14 protein-coding genes are annotated in these 17,307 nt (G+C 62.5%); 7 read left to right on the top strand and 7 right to left on the bottom strand.

Going from position 1 to position 17,307, the window contains the following annotated elements:
• Positions 1–143 precede the first annotated feature (143 nt).
• Both rdgC and sugE read left to right on the top strand, forming a co-directional pair.
• Positions 144–1,064: a recombination-associated protein RdgC gene (gene rdgC / locus QME24_RS10170; protein WP_009686222.1), complete on the top strand. Its 921-nt coding sequence runs from the start codon at positions 144–146 to the stop codon at positions 1,062–1,064.
• A 256-nt stretch (positions 1,065–1,320) separates the two neighbouring features.
• Positions 1,321–1,638, top strand: coding sequence for a quaternary ammonium compound efflux SMR transporter SugE (gene sugE / locus QME24_RS10165; RefSeq protein WP_009686221.1), 318 nt, complete (start codon positions 1,321–1,323; stop codon positions 1,636–1,638).
• 9 nt (positions 1,639–1,647) lie between these two features.
• On the opposite strand, the gene QME24_RS10160 is transcribed toward sugE, so the two are convergent.
• The 4 genes from QME24_RS10160 to QME24_RS10145 all read right to left on the bottom strand — a co-directional run bounded on the left by QME24_RS10160 (position 1,648) and on the right by QME24_RS10145 (position 6,627).
• Positions 1,648–3,525: an MFS transporter gene (locus QME24_RS10160; RefSeq protein WP_281690831.1), complete on the bottom strand. Its 1,878-nt coding sequence runs from the start codon at positions 3,523–3,525 to the stop codon at positions 1,648–1,650.
• Positions 3,526–3,664: 139 nt separating this feature from the next.
• Positions 3,665–4,498, bottom strand: coding sequence for an amidohydrolase family protein (locus tag QME24_RS10155; RefSeq protein WP_029886686.1), 834 nt, complete (start codon positions 4,496–4,498; stop codon positions 3,665–3,667).
• 23 nt (positions 4,499–4,521) lie between these two features.
• Complete coding sequence (locus QME24_RS10150; RefSeq protein ID WP_029886687.1) at positions 4,522–5,796, bottom strand: MFS transporter; 1,275 nt, start codon at positions 5,794–5,796, stop codon at positions 4,522–4,524.
• A gap of 99 nt (positions 5,797–5,895) precedes the next feature.
• Entirely contained in the window at positions 5,896–6,627 is a 732-nt protein-coding gene (locus QME24_RS10145) for a GntR family transcriptional regulator (RefSeq protein ID WP_029886688.1), read from the bottom strand.
• A gap of 260 nt (positions 6,628–6,887) precedes the next feature.
• Here QME24_RS10145 and QME24_RS10140 point away from each other — a divergent pair, with 260 nt between their 5' ends.
• Positions 6,888–10,364 (top strand): PAS domain-containing hybrid sensor histidine kinase/response regulator, encoded by a 3,477-nt coding sequence (locus tag QME24_RS10140; protein ID WP_281690830.1) that lies wholly within the window; start codon positions 6,888–6,890, stop codon positions 10,362–10,364.
• Here QME24_RS10140 and rmuC read toward each other — a convergent pair.
• A complete protein-coding gene (gene rmuC / locus QME24_RS10135) occupies positions 10,336–11,709 on the bottom strand; it encodes a DNA recombination protein RmuC (protein WP_161893205.1) in 1,374 nt (457 codons plus the stop codon). The two genes, QME24_RS10140 and rmuC, sit on opposite strands and share 29 nt — an antisense overlap.
• Positions 11,710–11,868: 159 nt before the next feature.
• Positions 11,869–12,288, bottom strand: a complete 420-nt coding sequence (locus QME24_RS10130) for a sel1 repeat family protein (protein WP_029886691.1) — start codon at positions 12,286–12,288, stop codon at positions 11,869–11,871.
• A 946-nt stretch (positions 12,289–13,234) separates the two neighbouring features.
• Between QME24_RS10130 and QME24_RS10125 the strand changes: the two genes are divergently transcribed.
• The 3 genes from QME24_RS10125 (at position 13,235) to QME24_RS10115 (ending at position 15,605) form a co-directional block, all read left to right on the top strand.
• On the top strand, positions 13,235–13,459 hold the full coding sequence (locus QME24_RS10125; RefSeq protein ID WP_009686213.1) for a hypothetical protein: 225 nt from the start codon (positions 13,235–13,237) through the stop codon (positions 13,457–13,459).
• A 250-nt stretch (positions 13,460–13,709) separates the two neighbouring features.
• On the top strand, positions 13,710–14,192 hold the full coding sequence (locus QME24_RS10120) for a hypothetical protein (RefSeq protein ID WP_029886692.1): 483 nt from the start codon (positions 13,710–13,712) through the stop codon (positions 14,190–14,192).
• 147 nt (positions 14,193–14,339) lie between these two features.
• Positions 14,340–15,605 (top strand): outer membrane protein transport protein, encoded by a 1,266-nt coding sequence (locus QME24_RS10115; RefSeq protein WP_281690829.1) that lies wholly within the window; start codon positions 14,340–14,342, stop codon positions 15,603–15,605.
• Positions 15,606–15,825: 220 nt separating this feature from the next.
• On the opposite strand, the gene QME24_RS10110 is transcribed toward QME24_RS10115, so the two are convergent.
• Positions 15,826–16,755, bottom strand: coding sequence for a LysR family transcriptional regulator (locus tag QME24_RS10110; RefSeq protein ID WP_029888088.1), 930 nt, complete (start codon positions 16,753–16,755; stop codon positions 15,826–15,828).
• Between the two features lie 114 nt (positions 16,756–16,869).
• Between QME24_RS10110 and QME24_RS10105 the strand changes: the two genes are divergently transcribed.
• A complete protein-coding gene (locus QME24_RS10105) occupies positions 16,870–17,130 on the top strand; it encodes a DUF2798 domain-containing protein (protein ID WP_009686210.1) in 261 nt (86 codons plus the stop codon).
• The last annotated feature ends 177 nt before the right edge of the window (positions 17,131–17,307 follow it).

The raw sequence follows: 17,307 nt of genomic DNA, 5'->3' as shown, positions 1-17,307 counted from the left end.
AAAACCTCAGGCCTTTCAAAGACCTAGCGTTGCCAGGCGTTTTCTTGCGCCATTAACCACTGCTGGCCCTCTGACAGGGTTGGCCTGGGAGCACTGCTCGGAGAATAATGCCCGCCTTATGCATTAATGAGAGATTGCCCCGCATGTGGTTCAAGAACCTGCTGACCTACCGCCTGACCCAGGAAGTACCGTTCGAGCCTGAAGCGCTGGAGGCCGCCCTGGCCAGCAAGCCGGCCCGCGCCTGTGCCAGCCAGGAGCTGTCCACCTATGGTTTCATCGCACCGTTCGGCAAAGGCGAAGACGCGCCCTTGGTGCATGTCAGCGGCGAGTACCTGCTGATTGCCGCACGCAAGGAAGAACGCATCCTGCCAAGCAGCGTGGTCAATGACGCCGTGAAGGAAAAGGTCGAAGAGATCGAGACCGAGCAGATGCGCAAGGTCTACAAGAAGGAACGCGACCAGATCAAGGATGAGATCATCCAGGCCTTCCTGCCGCGCGCGTTCATCCGCCGCTCGATGATTTTCGCTGCCATTGCCCCGCGTCAGGGTGTGATCCTGGTCAACTCGGCCAGCGCCAAGCGTGCCGAAGACCTGCTGTCGACCCTGCGTGAAGTGATGGGCTCGCTGCCAGTGCGCCCAGCCACGGTAAAAATCGCACCGGTTGCTACCATGACCGACTGGGTCAAGTCGCAACAGGCTGCTGAAGGCTTCTACGTGCTGGACGAGTGCGAACTGCGCGACACCGCCGAAGACGGTGGCATCGTGCGCTGCAAACGCCAGGACCTGACCGGCGAAGAAATCCAGCTGCACCTGAGCACCGGCAAGGTGGTTACCCAACTGGCCCTGGCCTGGCAGGACAAGCTGTCGTTCATCCTCGACGACAAGATGGTCATCAAGCGCCTGAAGTTCGAAGAGCTGCTGCAGGAACAGGCCGAACAGGACGGTGGCGATGAGGCGGCCCAGCAGTTCGACGCCAGCTTCCAGCTGATGATGATGACCTTTGCCGAATTCTTGCCGGTGCTGTTCGAGGCCCTGGGTGGCGAGGAGATTCCGCAGGGGGTCTGAAAGCAGTAGCGAAAGGCAAGTGGCAAGTGGCAAGTGGCAAGTGGCAAGTGGCAAGTGGCAAGTGAAAGTACTACGGTGCCGCATCGAACACGGCACCCCTGCTTTGGGTTTTTCTTGCAGCTTGCAGCTTGCGTCTCGCGTCTTGCCCTGAAACCTGCAGGTGTGCACTATAGTGCTCACTGTGAGGACGACCTCACGACGCACCGCGTGATCATTACGGGGACGGCCCCATCATTCACCACGATGGAGAAGCACCATGTCCTGGATCATCCTGTTCTTCGCCGGCCTGTTCGAGGTCGGCTGGGCCGTAGGCCTCAAATACACCGACGGCTTCAGCAAGCCACTGCCCACCGTACTCACCGTCGCCGCCATGGCTATCAGCCTCGGCCTTCTGGGCCTGGCCATGAAGGAGTTGCCGCTGGGCACTGCCTACGCCATCTGGACCGGGGTGGGGGCCGTGGGCACGGTGATCGCCGGCATTATCCTGTTCGGCGAATCCATGGCCCTGGTACGCCTGGTTAGCGTGGCGCTGATCATCACCGGCCTGGTCGGCCTGAAGGTCAGCGCCAGCTGATCCCCTCCCCTAGCGCAGGTTGCCGCGCAAGCGGCTGACCTGCTCACGCAGGGCCTCTGGCTGCGCCGCCTCCACCGGGATGGCGGCACCGGCCACGATGGTCACCCGCGACCACAACCGCTTGAAGAAGCCTTTGCGTGGGTCGCGGCTGAAGAAACTGCCCCACAAGCCCTGCAAGGCCAGCGGAATCACCGGCACCGGGGTTTCTTCGAGGATGCGCTTGACGCCCCCCTTGAACACATCGATTTCACCATCACCGGTCAGTTTGCCCTCCGGGAAGATGCACACCAGTTCGCCGTCGGCCAGGTACGCGGCAATGCGTGCGAAGGCCCGCTCGTACGTGGCCTGGTCTTCATTGCGCCCGGCAATCGGGATGGCCCCTGCGGTACGGAAAACAAAGTTGAGCACCGGCAGGTTGTAGATCTTGTAGTACATGACAAAGCGGATCGGCCGGCGGATCGCCCCACCCAACAGCAGCGCGTCGACGAACGAGACATGGTTGCACACCAGCAACGCCGCACCCTGGTCGGGAATGCGCTGGAGGTCACGGTGCTGCACGCGGTACATCGAATGGCTGAGCAGCCAGATCAAGAAGCGCATGGTGAACTCGGGCACGATCCTGAAAATGTAGGCGTTGACCGCGATATTGAGCAGCGACACCACCAGGAACAGCTGGGGGATGCTCAGCTTGGCCAGGCCCAGCAGGAGGATGGTGAGCAGTGCCGACACCACCATGAACAGGGCATTGAGGATGTTGTTGGCCGCGATTACCCGGGCGCGCTGGTCTTCGCCGGTGCGGGCCTGGATCAAGGCATACAGCGGCACGATATAGAAGCCGCCGAACACCCCCAGGCCCATGATCGACAGCAGGATCCACCAGGCCTGGCTCATGCCCAGCAGCGCCAGCCAGTCATGCGGCGCAGCAGCCGCTGGCACATCGCCAGAGTGCCACCACCACAGCAACCCGAACAGGGTCAGGCCGAACGAGCCGAATGGCACCAGGCCGATTTCCACCTTGCGCCCGCTGAGCCGTTCGCACAGCAGAGAGCCCAGCGCGATGCCCACCGAGAACAGCGTCAGCACCAGCGTTACCACGGTGCCGTCACCGTGCAGCCAGTCCTTGGCGTAGGCCGGACTCTGCGTAAGGTAGATGGCACCGACAAACCAGAACCACGAGTTGCCGACGATCGAGCGCGACACTGCCGGCGGCTGGCCCAGGCCCATGCGCAGGATCACCCAGGATTGCTTGAAGATATTCCAGTCCAGCGGCATGTTCGGCGAGGCCGCGGCTGCCCGCGGGATCCAGCGGCTGGCCAGGTAGCCCAGCACCGCAGTGCCGACCACCCCCCCGGCCACCACGGTGGCGTAGCTGTCGGCCGACATCATCACCCCGGCGCCGATGGTGCCTGCCAGGATGGCAAGGAAGGTGCCGGTTTCGACCAGCCCGTTGCCACCGACCAGCTCTTCTTCACGCAGGGCCTGGGGCAGGATGGAATACTTCACCGGGCCGAACAGCGCCGAATGCGTGCCCATGCCGAACAGCGCCACCAGCATCAGCGCCAGGTGGTTGGTGATGAAGCCCAGGGCGCCGACCGCCATGATGGCGATCTCGGCCAGCTTGATGGCGCGGATCAGCGCGTCCTTGGCAAACTTTTCGCCAAACTGCCCACCTAACGCCGAAAACAGGAAAAACGGCAGAATGAACAGCAAGGCACACAGGTTGACCCAGATCGACCGGTCACCCTCGCCCAGGCTGAGCTTGAACAGGATCGCCAGGATCAGCGACTGCTTGAACAGGTTGTCGTTGAAGGCACCCAGCGACTGAGTGATGAAAAACGGCAGGAAGCGCCGCTTGCCGAGCAAGGTGAATTGCGAGGAATGACTCATCGTCCTTGGTCCTGATGGCTTTTCAATTGGAGGCGCGCCGGGCGCACCAGGCCACAAATCTGCATGGGAAAGGCAGCGGCTGGCAAGCGCAGGGGCAGAACCCGCCACGCTCAGCGGGTCGATCGCGCCCGGCAGGCGCTCATTCGAAACCGAACAAAGCCCGCGCGGTATCCACCAGCAGGGCCTGGCGCAGCTGGGCCGAGCAACCCAAGGCCTCGAACTGCTGCACTGCAGTGGCAAAGCTGGTCGTCGACTCATGCTGGGTATGCGGCCAATCACTGCCCCACATCAAGCGCTCGGCGCCGTAGTGCGCTTCCAGCGCGCACAGTGCCGAGCGCGCGAAGGCCAGATTCTCGTCCGGCGCCCCCGCCAGCCGGTAGATCCCCGACACCTTCACCCAAACCTTGCCCTGCCCGCCCAGGGTCAACAGTTCGGCGAACCCGGGCTGGCCCAGCCCACGGCGGGCATCGGGGCGGCCGAAATGGTCGATCACGATGTTCAGGCCATAGGGTTGTAGCGCGCGGACCAGTGCCGGTATGTCCGCCACCTGCCGGTGCAGTTCCAGGTGCCAGCCTTGTTCGCCAATGCGTTCGAGCAGCGGTCGCCAGCGGCCACTGGCCAGGTCCGGCAGGGTCTGACCCATCAGGTTCAGGCGCACACCACGCACGCCTGACCGGGCCATGTCGGCAAGGGTGTGTGGCTCGACATCGGGCGCCAGCATCACCACCCCGCGCAGTTGCTGCGGCACAGCCTGCAGGGCGCTGAGCAGGTAGCGGTTGTCGGTGCCGAGGAAACTCGGCTGCACCAGCACGCCATGGCTGAAACCATGGGCCAGCAGCTGGCCCAGGTAGTCGCCCAGCGGCGCATCGTAATCAGGGGCATAGCGCCGCTCACTGGCCAGCGCCAGCCCACGGCTGAAAACGTGGGCGTGGCTGTCGATCGCGCTCAGGTGTAAAGGAGGTACGTCGGGCATGGCTCTCATACAGAAAAGTCAGGTTATTTGGCAACTGCCCCGGCGGTGTGCGGCGCCGTGGCATTTTCGAGGGTGCGCCCGCGGGTCTCCGGCAAGCACAAGGCGGCGATCACCGCCACGCCATAGGCGATGCCAGCGTCGATACCAATGGCGCTGCCCAAGGACATCGACTCGCTCATGTGGCCGACCAGGAACGGGAACACTGCCGACAGTACGCGGCCGAAGTTGTAGCAGAAGCCCACCCCGGCACCGCGCACCTCGGCCGGGTACAGCTCATTGAAAAACGCCCCCAGACTGGCCGGGATACCGGCGGCGAAAAAGCCCAGCGGGAAGCCGAGGAACAGCATCTGCGTGTTGGTCAGCGGGAAGAACACATAGGCTTGTACGGTCAGCACGCAGCACAGGGCGAACAGCAGAATATTCTTGCGCCGGCCGATGCGGTCGATCAGCAGGCCGCTGACCACGCAACCGCACCAGAAGGCCAGGATGATCACCGCCAGGTAACCACCGGAGTTCAGCACCGACAAGTTGCGCTCGGTTTTGAGGAAGGTCGGCAGCCAGGTCATCACCGCGTGGTACCCACCATGGGCGCCCAGGCCAAGCAGGCCGCCCAGCAAGGTCACGCGCAACAGCTGCGGGCGGAAGATGCCGGCCATGGAGTGCAGGAAGCTGGCAGGGATGGCATTGGCGTTGTGCAGGCGCTGGAAGCTGTCCGGCTCGGGCACGTTGCGGCGTACCCAAAGGATCAGCAACGACGGCAACAGGCCGACGAAGAACATCACCCGCCAGGCAAATTCCTGCGGCACCAGCGAGTAGATCAGCATGAACAGTGCCACGGCCAGGCCCCAGCCCACGGCCCAGGCGCTCTGCACCGTGCCCATGACCTTGCCGCGGTATTTCGGGTTGATGGTTTCGGCCATCAGCACGGCGCCGGCAGCCCACTCGCCGCCGATACCGAAGCCTTGCATGGCCTTGACCAACAGCAAGGGGTAAAAACCGGTGACGAACGCCGAGAGGAAGGTGAAGCACGAGAACCAGAGGATCATCCACTGCAGGGTCCGCACGCGGCCGTAGCGGTCGGACAAGGTGCCACCCAGCCAGCCGCCGATGGCCGAAGTCACCAGGGTCAGGCCACTGATCAGGCCGGCATCGCCTTTGCTCAGGGAGAACGCGGCGATCAGCGCCGGGATGGCCAGGCCGAACATCTGCACTTCCAGCGCATCGAGCGACCAGCCGCCGAAACAGGCCCAGAATGTCTTGCGTTCCCGCGAGGTGATCTGGCGATACCAACTGAACATGACTGTTATCCTTCTAGTGTGTGCCTGTGACCGCCAGGCAAGCGGAACCACCGCGCCGCGTGTGCACGGCGCAGAGGGAAACGGGGTGCAGCCGCCGGCTTAGCGAATGTCGATGCGGTAGCGGAAGTGCTGCGCATGGCCGCGTGAGCGGCGCCATTCCAGCGGCTTGCCGGCGTAGTCACGGGCCAGGCGCTCGATCACCACCACCGGGCTGCCGGCCGGCAGTTGCAGCAAGCGGCCATGCGCCGCGTCAACCGCTTCGGCGGTGAGGGTTTCTTCGGCGTAGGCGACCACCTGGCCGCACAGTGCTTCGTAGAGGGGGTACAGCAGCGGCCCCTCGCTGTTCAGGTCGACCTCCAGCAACGGTTGGAACGTCTGGCGCGGCAACCAGATTTCTTCGGCCAGTACCGGCTGGGCGCCGAGCAGGCGCGTACGGACAATTCGGATCACCTCGCTGTGAACCGCCAGGCCCAGTGCTTCGGCGACCGCCGAAGGCGCAGTCATCGGCTCGATGGCAAGAATGCGGCTTTCAGGCACCGCGCGCTGGCCATTGGCGGCTTCGAAGCGGAAGAACCGGAACAGCGAAGACTGGAATTGCGGGCGGCGCACGAAGGTACCGCGCCCCTGCTGACGCTCCAGCACGCCTTCAGCCACCAGTACGTCCACGGCTTTGCGCACGGTGCCGACTGACATGTCGAACTCGGTGGCCAAGGCAGCCTCAGTCGGGATCGCTTCGCCTGGGCGCCAGCGGTTGTTGGCAATCTGCTCGAGCAAGTGGTCGCGCAGTTGTTGGTAACGGGGCAGTCGAGCATCACCGGACAGTGGGTGCATGGGTCTCGCTCTCTTGTTGTTATATAAACATATATATGAATTCTGGAGGCAGTATTCCCCGCGTATGCCGGGCTGTCAATCCTCCGCTTGTCGCGGTTCTGAGGCGTCAGCTGCCTTGCTGGCGACAGGGCCGGTACCGGTCAGCGAAGCCGGGCCCTGCGACCACGCGCCACTGCGACCATCGTCGGCGCTGACGAAGCGCCACCAGCGTGCCAGACTGGTAGATCGGGACCGCGTTATCTTATTGCTTCGGAGTTTTCATGTCGTTGTCCAGCGGGCTGATCGCCGTGGTCGCCCTGGCCTATATGGCCATCATGTTCGCCATCGCCTTCTATGGCGACCGCCGCAGCACGCCGTTGCCGCCCAAGCTGCGTGCCTGGGTGTACAGCCTGTCGCTGGCCGTGTACTGCACCAGCTGGACCTTCTTCGGCGCCGTTGGCCAGGCCGCCGAACAACTGTGGGCGTTCTTGCCGATCTACCTGGGCCCGGTACTGCTGCTGATTTTTGCGCCTTGGGTGTTGCAGAAGATGGTGCTGATCAGCAAGCAGCAGAACATCACCTCGATCGCCGACTTCATCGCCGCACGCTATGGCAAGTCGCAGACCCTGGCGGTGGTGGTGGCGCTGATCTGCCTGGTTGGCGTGCTGCCCTACATCGCCCTGCAGCTCAAGGGCATCGTGCTGGGCGTGAACTTGCTGATCGGCGCCAGTGCCGACGCCACCGGCACACGCGTCCAGGACACCGCGCTGGTGGTGTCGCTGGTATTGGCGCTGTTCGCCATCGTGTTTGGCACGCGCAGCCTGGACGTGACCGAACACCACCGTGGCATGGTCCTGGCCATTGCCTTCGAATCGCTGATCAAGCTGCTGGCCTTCCTGGCTGTGGGCATCTTCGTGGTGTTCAACCTGTATGACGGCTTCGGCGACCTGTTCAGCCAGGCACGCCAGTCGATTCAGTTGCAGGATTACTGGCAGGAGACCATCAATTGGCCCTCCATGGTGGTGCAGACCGCCGTGGCGATGATGGCGATCATCTGCCTGCCGCGGCAGTTCCACGTTACTGTGGTGGAGAACATCGAACCACAAGACCTGCGCCTGGCCCGCTGGGTGTTCCCCCTGTACCTGGGGCTGGCTGCCCTGTTCGTGGTGCCGATTGCCCTGGCCGGGCAAATGCTGCTGCCAGGGGCCGTGATTTCCGACTCGTTCGTGATCAGCCTGCCGCTGGCCGAGGCCCACCCGAGCCTGGCGCTGCTGGCGTTCATCGGCGGCGCCTCGGCAGCCACCGGCATGGTCATCGTCGAGGCCGTGGCACTGTCGACCATGGTCTCCAACGACATGCTGCTGCCCTGGCTGCTACGCCGCAACAATGCCGAACGGCCGTTCGAAGCGTTCCGTCACTGGATGCTCTCGGTGCGCCGGGTGACCATCGTGGTGATCCTGCTGCTGGCCTATGTCAGCTATCGCCTGCTGGGCTCGACCGCCAGCCTGGCAACCATCGGCCAGATCGCGTTTGCCGCCGTGACCCAATTGACCCCGGCCATGCTCGGCGCGCTGTACTGGAAGCAGGCCAACCGCCGCGGCGTGTTTGCCGGCCTGGCTGCCGGTATCTTCCTGTGGTTCTACACCTTGGTGTTGCCGATTGCCGCGCACAGTGTGGGCTGGCCCCTGCAGGTGTTCCCAGGGCTGGCTTGGCTGCACGGCAACCCGCTGAACCTGCCGATCAGTCCCCTGACCCAAGGCGTGGTGTTGTCGCTGGCGGGTAACTTCACCCTGTTCGCCTGGGTGTCGCTGCTGTCGCGCACGCGGGTGTCCGAACATTGGCAGGCTGGCCGCTTCATTGGCCAGCAGACCAGCGCCCGGCCCAGCAGCAAGCCGCTGCTGGCGGTACAGATCGACGACCTGCTGACCCTGGCATCGCGCTTTGTCGGCGAAGAGCGCGCCCGGCAGAGCTTCATCCGCTTTGCCTACCGCCAGGGCAAGGGCTTCAACCCCAACCAGAACGCGGACGGCGACTGGATCGAACACACCGAACGGCTGCTGGCCGGCGTGCTGGGCACCTCGTCGACCCGCGCGGTTGTCAAGGCGGCCATCGAAGGCCGCGACATGCAGCTGGAAGACGTAGTGCGCATCGCCGATGAAGCCAGCGAAGTCCTGCAGTTCAACCGCGCCCTGCTGCAGGGCGCCATCGAGAACATCAACCAAGGCATCAGCGTGGTCGACCAGAACCTGCACCTGGTGGCCTGGAACCGCCGTTACCTGGAGCTGTTCAACTACCCGGAGGGGCTGATCAGTGTCGGCCGGCCGATTGCCGACATCATCCGTTACAACGCCGAGCGCGGGTTGTGCGGCCCCGGCGAGGCCCAGGTGCACGTGGCGCGCCGCCTGCACTGGATGCGCCAGGGCCGTGCGCACTCCTCCGAGCGGTTGTTCCCCAACGGCCGGGTGATCGAGTTGATCGGCAACCCGATGCCCGGGGGCGGGTTCGTCATGAGTTTCACCGACATCACGCCGTTCCGCGAGGCCGAACAGGCACTGCGCGATGCCAACGAAGGCCTGGAGCAACGGGTGGCCGAGCGCACCCATGAACTGTCGCAACTGAACCAGGCATTGTCCGAAGCCAAGAGCCAGGCCGAAGCGGTCAGCAAGTCCAAGACCCGCTTCCTGGCTGCAGTCAGCCATGACCTGATGCAACCGTTGAACGCTGCGCGGCTGTTTTCCGCCGCCTTGTCGCAGCAGGCCGAAGGCATGAATGAAGAAGCCCGGCAGTTGGTGCAGCACATGGACAGCTCACTGCGCTCGGCAGAGGAGCTGATCAGCGACCTGCTGGACATCTCGCGCCTGGAAAACGGCAAGATCACGCCAGACGCCAAGCCCTTCGCCCTTACCGAACTGTTCGACACCCTCGGCGCCGAGTTCAAGCTGCTGGCTGCCGAGAAGGGCCTGGAATTCCGCCTGCGCGGCAGCCGCCTGCGGGTGGACAGTGACATGAAACTGCTGCGCCGGGTGCTGCAGAACTTTCTTACCAACGCCCTGCGCTATGGCAAAAGCCCGATTCTGCTGGGGGCACGGCGCCAGGGCGGGCGGCTGTGGCTGGAAGTCTGGGACCGCGGCCCAGGCATCGCCGACGACAAGCTGCAGGTGATCTTCCAGGAATTCAAGCGCCTGGACAGCCACCAGACCCGTGCCGAAAAGGGCCTGGGCCTGGGCCTGGCGATCGCCGACGGCCTGTGCCGGGTGCTCGGCCACCCACTGGAAGTACGTTCATGGCCAGGCAAAGGTACGGTGTTTCGGGTCAGTGTGCCCATCGCCCGCCAGGCCGCGCCGGCACAGCCCGCCCCGCTGGAGCAGGCGAGCCAGCCGCTGGCAGGCTTGCAGGTACTGTGCGTAGACAATGAAGACAGCATTCTGATCGGCATGAACAGCCTGCTCAGCCGTTGGGGTTGCCAGGTGTCTACTGCGCGTAACCAGGCCGAATGCGCCACCTTGCTGGACCACGGCCTGCGCCCGCACCTGGCGCTGGTGGACTACCACCTGGACGACGGCGAGACCGGCACCGGGCTGATGGGCTGGCTACGTGCGCGGTTGGGTGAGCCCGTACCGGGTGTGGTGATCAGTGCCGACGGCAGCAAGGAAACCATTGCCCTGGTGCATGCGTCCGGCCTCGACTACCTGGCCAAGCCGGTCAAGCCTGCGGCCCTGCGCGCTATGCTCAATCGCCATCTGAACCTGGTTCAGTAAGCGCTTGATCGGCCAGCGCCGCGTCGGCCAGCGCCCGTTCCAGCAGGTCGGGCGGCAGGCTTTTGCTGGCGCGGGCGCCGAGCAACTTCAATTGCTCGCTGCGGCTTACCAGGTTACCGCGCCCCTCGCACAACTTGTTGCGCGCCGCAGCATAGGCTTTGTCCACCTGTTGCAGGCGACTGCCCAGCTCGTCCAGGTCCTGGATGAACAGGACGAACTTGTCGTATAGCCAGCCGGCCCGCTCGGCGATCTCCCGGGCGTTCTGGCCTTGGCGTTCCTGCTTCCAGAGGCTGTCGATCACCCGCAACGTCGCCAGCAAGGTCGTGGGGCTGACGATCACGATCTGCCGGTCGAAAGCTTCCTGGAACAGGTTCGGCTCCGCCTGCAGGGCCGCCGAGAAGGCCGCCTCGATGGGCACGAACAGCAACACGAAGTCGAGGCTGTGCAGGCCTTCGAGGCGGTTGTAATCCTTGCTCGACAAGCCTTTGACATGGCTGCGCAGCGATTGCACATGCTGCTTGAGCGCGGCCTCGTCATTGCTGGAAACGAACTGCTGGTAGGCCGTGAGGCTGACCTTGGCATCCACCACCACCTGCTTGTCGCCCGGCAGCATGATCAGCACATCGGGCTGGAAGCGCTCGCCATCGGCGCTCTTCAGGCTGACCTGGGTCTGGTACTCACGGCCCTTCTCCAGACCGGCATGCTCCAGTACCCGTTCGAGAATCAACTCGCCCCAGTTGCCCTGGGTTTTCTGGCCCTTCAGTGCCTGGGTCAGGTTGGTAGCTTCGTCGGACAGGCGCAGGTTGAGCTGTTGCAGGCGCTCCAGCTCCTTGCCCAGCGAGAAGCGCTCCCGGGCTTCCTGTTGGTAGCTCTCCTCGACCCGTTTTTCGAACGACTGGATGCGTTCCTTGAGGGGGTCGAGCAACTGGCCAAGGTGCTGCTGGCTGGTCTGGGCAAAGCGCTGCTCACGCTCGTCGAAGATCTTGGTGGCCATTTCGGCGAACTGGGCACGCAGGGTGTCACGGGCTTCTTGCAGGTCTTCGAGGCGTTGCTGGTGGCTTTCCTGCTGTTCGCGCAGTTCAGCCTCCAGGCGTGCGCTTTGCGCCTCCAGGCGGCGCAGTTCGGCTTCGCGGTTGGCGCGTTCGAGGTGCCAGGCATGGGCGGCGTCGCGGGCGTTGTCGCGGTCGATCTGCAGCAACTCCAGCTCACGACCCTGGGCGGCCAGCTGGCTCTGCTTGAGGGTATTGGCTTCGCTGAGGTCGCTGATTTCGTCGCGGCTGGCATCCAGCTGCGCTTGCAGCCCGGCCTGGGCCAACTGGGCGGCGTTGAGGCGCTCCTCCAGCAATGCCTGCTCGCCCTGCCGTGCACCCTGACGGCGCTGGAGCTGAATGATCCACCCCAGGCAGGGCAAAGCCCCTGCCACCACGCCGAGCAGAATGCTGGCCAGATCCACTGTCATGCTTACCCCGAACGCGCTGTACGAATGGGTGCAGCTTATCAGCCTTCAACCCGCAAACCACTGCCCCAGCAGCCGCCGCGCTTCCTGCGAACCTTGCCCCGCCGCAAGCTCCAGCCAGTAACGCGCCTGCGCCGGCGCGTTGTGCTGGCACAACCGCGCGTATTCCAGCTGCGCCCGCCGGTCCCCGGCCCGCGCTGCCTGGCGCAGTAACTCATGGCCAATGCGCCGGTCACGGGCATTGCCGCAATCCCGGCACAGCATTTGCCCTAGCCGGCTTTGCGCCACCACCACACCCTGGCGGGCCGGCTGCTTCAGCAGGCGGCCCGCCAGATGCTTGACCTGGGGCTTGTCACCGAGGCGCGGGCTATCGAGCAGCCACAAGGCCACTTTCAAGCTGAACCGCTCGGCGTCAGGGGGTGGTGTAGGGGCGGCGGAGTTGGCGAGGTGTTTACTGCGGAACTTCATGGCAACACGTCAGGCAATGCGAAAGGCGCGCCACTGTACGCTTTTTTTTCCGCCATGGCCTGTCGAATCCGGAACAATGAAAAAAATTTTAGATGATCTTTTCTTGACGTTCGCCGGCGAATGGTTGGGCTAGTCGTCCAGGCTTCGCGATTGTCGGACAGCTCGGCGCGTAGCTGATACGCCCGTGCTAGAGCAAGTGCCGGGGACAATCCACAGTTCCTGTGGATAACTCGGTGGACAACCCTATGACACACCCCGCAAACCCCCGTAAACTGTGGGCTTCAGTCAAACTGACGATTTTTTCACCAGCTGAAAATAGTGTTTTTTTTCATTGACTTAACCACGCAGTCAAGGCATTGGCGAAGTCGCCAGGGGTTGTTGCGGTGCTGTTACAAGCCCTGCACCGAATGTGAACAAATGCACCGTGAGCCCTCTTTTGAATGCACGCAATGGGCACATCCGTGGCGATACGGGCCATTTGCACCCTCTTCCCAGCCTGGCGAATTCAGGCCATACTGCTCGGCTACCCAATACTGACACGGTGCTTGCCAAGCGCACTCATTCACTGTACAGTCCGCCTCGTTAGTACCAAGCTGAAAGTCAATTCTGGCCCCATGTCCTTGCAGTCGCCCACCTCCCAAGTGCGGCCCTGCTGAAACCAGGACCGGCCCATTCGATGATTCACTCGCCAGCCACAGGCTGGTCAAGCACGAATCACCCGACAGATTGATCAGGATCCCACCCCGATGGCCGCGAACCTTGGCACCGGCGTGCTGCCTGCCTTCTGAAGTACCTACCAGTCAGCCCAAGCGCCCACATTTGATTGCGCCCCTCTGGCTGCCCTGTTCCAGTCAGGTTCGCTCGTCCCTTAATAATGGCGTCACTGGAACGTTTCTATCATGCACGGATCATACTCCCCGTGTTTAAAGCAGGAACATCCAACAATATGCAAACCCATCATCAGATTCAGGCTGCCATTGGCACCCTTTCCCAGGCCTTCTCGCCGTTGAAGTGCCTTATCGTTGCCCCACGCAAAGGCAGCTTCAGCTTTACCCTGGTAGACGAACACGGCGTCGCCTGCCACACCGAGCGCCTGTACCCTGAACAGTACAGCCGCAATGAACCCTTGCAGGCAGTCATTGCAAGGACTCGCCAGTCGCTCACCGCGTGAGCGGCGAATGCTGCAGTATTCATACGCTGAATCATGCCATCGTCTACCTGCCTGAACGTTCACGGCGTAATTGCCTTAGGGCATATACCCCGCAACGTCAGGCAGCAATTGATTTAAAAACAGCTCTTTACACCACGATTATCACACTACACTTCAACTCGAGCGGTACTTGCCGCTTCCGGCGGGCCTGACTCCTTCACCAGCTGCCAAGCTCCAGCGCCCGTCCGGCCCTTTACTGTTCGAGGGCATCATGGGTATTGCGGCGAATGAATTGTGTCAGTATGTGATACGGCCCACCCTGGTTTACCTGAACCGTCACTGCGCCAGCGCAGAAGCCTTGTTACTGGGCATTGCCGCCAGCCAGTCGGCACTCGGGGCTGCCTTGCACGACCGACGCGGGCACGGCCTCTACCGCATTGGCGAACACCGCCACCAAGCGCTGTGGGATAACTACCTGGCCCGTGATCCCGACCTGGCCAGCCTCGTCCGGGGCCTGGCGAGCCAGCATGCCTTCCTGGGCGGCCCGCACCTCGAGCTTACGGTCAACCTGCGATACTCCACGGCCATTGCCTGGATGCTCGTCGAAGAGCACGCCATGCCCTTGCCCGCCGCTGACGATTTACTGGCACTGGCGCGCATATGGCGTCAGATTTTCTACCCCCAAGGCCGCTTGCGCGACTTCACTCATGCTTGGCACACCTGCGTGGATCAAAGATTGCCCCAGGCATCTTGAGAAGCGTCCTACATCAAAGCCGGAAAAAAGGGAATTTTGGTCGGATTGTCCTACAAAACCGCTCTAACTCCTGCGATTGAGGCTATAGCGCGGCGCGTCATTTGTTGGTAGCTTTTCGCCCCGGAGATCCCAAGGAGTTTTCTAATAATGAAAAAAGTAATGCTCAAAACCTCCCTCGGCGTAGCCGTTGCTCTTGCATCCAGCCAACTGCTCGCCAGCGGCTTTGCATTGAACGAACAGAGCATCAGCAGCATGGGGACAGGTTTCGCGGGACGTTCTTCTTCTGCCGAAGATGCCAGCACCGTGTTTGGCAACCCGGCCGGCATGTCCCGCCTCAAACGTGAACAGTTCACCGTGGGCGGCGCAGCCGTCATCGCCAAAACCGACATTTCCGGGCCAGGCAGCAACCTCGGGGGGGAAACCGATGGTGACATGGTGCCGGTCGTTGGCGTGCCCATGGGCTACTACGTCAAACCTATCGACGACCACTGGAGCGTCGGCTTCGGTGTCTATGTGCCGTTCGGCCTGGTGACCGACTACGGCAGCGATGACGCTGCGCGCTATTGGGGCAAAAAGAGCCACGTCGAGGTCGTCACCTTCCAGCCCACCGTCAGCTACGCCTTCAACGACAAGGTCTCGATCGGTTTTGGTCCAACGATCAACCGCATCAAGGGTGAGCTGGGCTCCAGCCTGATCAACCCATTCACCCCGGGCCGCAACGATGGTGAAGTGAAAATCAAGGGTGACGATACTGCCGTTGGTTACAACATCGGCCTTATGGTGCAGGCCACCGACCGCACCCGCGTCGGCCTGACCTACCACTCGATGGTCGATTACAAGCTGGAAGGCAATACCCGCGTCAGCACCCCGCTGATCGGGCCGTTTAACGGCAACAAGTTCGATGCCAGCCTGAAGATCAAGACGCCGGAATCGGTCGACCTTTCGGTTACACACGAACTCGATGACCAGTGGACCCTGTACGCGGGCAGCACCTGGACGCGCTGGAGCCGCCTGGAAAACATCACCGTGCAGAACGATGTGCCTGCGCCACTGGCAGGTTCGGCATTCCAGACCATTACCGAGGAGCAGAACTGGCACGATACCTGGGCACACGCCATTGGTGCATCGTACAAGGTCAACAAGGAGTGGGTACTGCGTACCGGCTTTACCGTTGACCAATCGCCAACCAACAACCACGACCGTTCGCCGCGCATCCCGACAGGTGATCGCAAGGTGTTCAGCCTGGGCGCAGGCTGGAGCCCGAATGACGACATGACTATTGACGTGGCGTATTCCTACCTTTGGGAAGAAGACACCAAGGTCAACCAGGTCAGCGCAACCAAGGGCAGCTACCAGGCCAAGTACGAGAACAGCGCGCACGGTGTTGGTGCGTCGCTTACCTATCGTTTCTGACGGTACGCGCTGCCTGAAACAAACCGCCCTCGCGGTTGATGCCTGTCAGTTAAGCGTTACTGGGGCTGCTTTGCAGCCCTTCGCGGGCACGCCCGCTCCCACAGGTTTGGCGCTGAACTCAAGAAAAGCGCGATTCCCTGTGGGAGCGGGCGTGCCCGCGAAGGGTCGCAAAGCGGCCCCAAATTACTTAACTGACTGGCATTACCCTCGTGGCGGTTTTTCACGTCTGGACTTGCCAGGTGTCAGCCAGGTGTTCACGCAGGTACGCCGTGAACACGCGCACAGCAGGCGTCATGGCAAAGCGGTCCGCCAGGCACAGGTAGATGTCCATCGGCTCGGTCTGGGCGTATGCCTGGCCGTTGTCGCTGTATTCAAACAACGGCACCAGCGCACCTGAAGCCAGATGTGGCCGCACGATGAATTCGGCCAGGCGGGTAATACCACCATCATGCACGGCCATGTGGGTCAGCGCATCGATGTCGTCGCTGATGAGCACGTTGCCGAACACCGGCTCGAAGCGCAGCCCGTCGCGCATAAACCCCCACCGTAGCAGGCGGCCGTCCACCGGGTAGCGGAACACCAGGCACCGGTGATCGCGCAGAGCCTCAGGCGTGCTTGGTAGGCCGGCGCTTCGCAAGTAGCCGGGGGAGGCGCAGCAAATGAACGGGATACGGGCGATGTGCCGGGCCAGCAGCTGCTCTTCCAACTGCGGGGTGATGCGCAGGCTCACATCGACATCTTCACGGGCATGGTTGACGCGGCGATCGGTCGTTACCAATTCTATCGAAAGCAGTGGGTAACGGGCGCTGAATGCGGGTATCAGGGGAGCCAGTACATGGCGACCGAAGGCCGAGGTCGAAGCAATGCACAGTCGGCCCTGGGGTTCACTGTCTGGGGTGGTGATGGCCTGCTCGGCTTCGGCAAGGTCACGTTCGATATGGCTGACACGTTGGTAGTACTGGTTGCCTGCGGGTGTCAGGGACATGCTACGGGTTGTGCGGGTAAGCAGGCGCACTTGCAGGTGGCTTTCCAGGCGGGCGAGGTTCTGGCTGACCGCGGCCGGGGTGAGGCCGAGGTTACGGGCGCCAGCGGCAATGCTGCCGGCTTCGACGACCTTGATGAAGCAACGGATGGCGTTGAGCAGGTCCATGTAGTGGCCCTTGATTCGTAAGCATCTCTTTATAAAGAACTCAGTATTGCTGGTCTACTGCTGCCATTGCGAGGGTTGCTAGCCTGCGGCTGCACTTAACTTCAAGGAGTACGCATGAACGATCTGTCCCCCACCCGCCGCCGCCGCAAATTGCACCCCGTTGCCACGCCCTATGTTTTCGCGTTCTACATGTCTTCGATCATGGCGTTATTGATGAGCTTTGTTATTACAGCAGCGAACGCTGGGGTTACCCCGGACTACCTGAGCAATGTATTGAAGGCCTATCAGTTGGCGATGCCGGTGGCGTTTGTCTGTGTATTGATGGTGAGGCCGGTGGTTGTACGGCTGGTGGCGATCACGGTGCATGCCAAGTGAGGTCGCCTACCGCTGGCACAGGTGGCGCTGGCCCACCTCTTCAACCCCCGCACAGCTTTTGATCTGGCTTTTGATCTGGCTGTTGATCTTGATCTTGATCTTGATCTTGATCTTGATCTTGATCTTGATCTTCGCGACTTCAGGAGGCCGAGCGGAGGGCATGCGGAGGGAGGTGAC

The organism is Pseudomonas sp. PARCl1, from assembly GCF_947311875.1.
GTDB lineage: Bacteria > Pseudomonadota > Gammaproteobacteria > Pseudomonadales > Pseudomonadaceae > Aquipseudomonas > Aquipseudomonas juntendi.
This window is presented reverse-complemented; position numbering and strand designations above follow the sequence as displayed.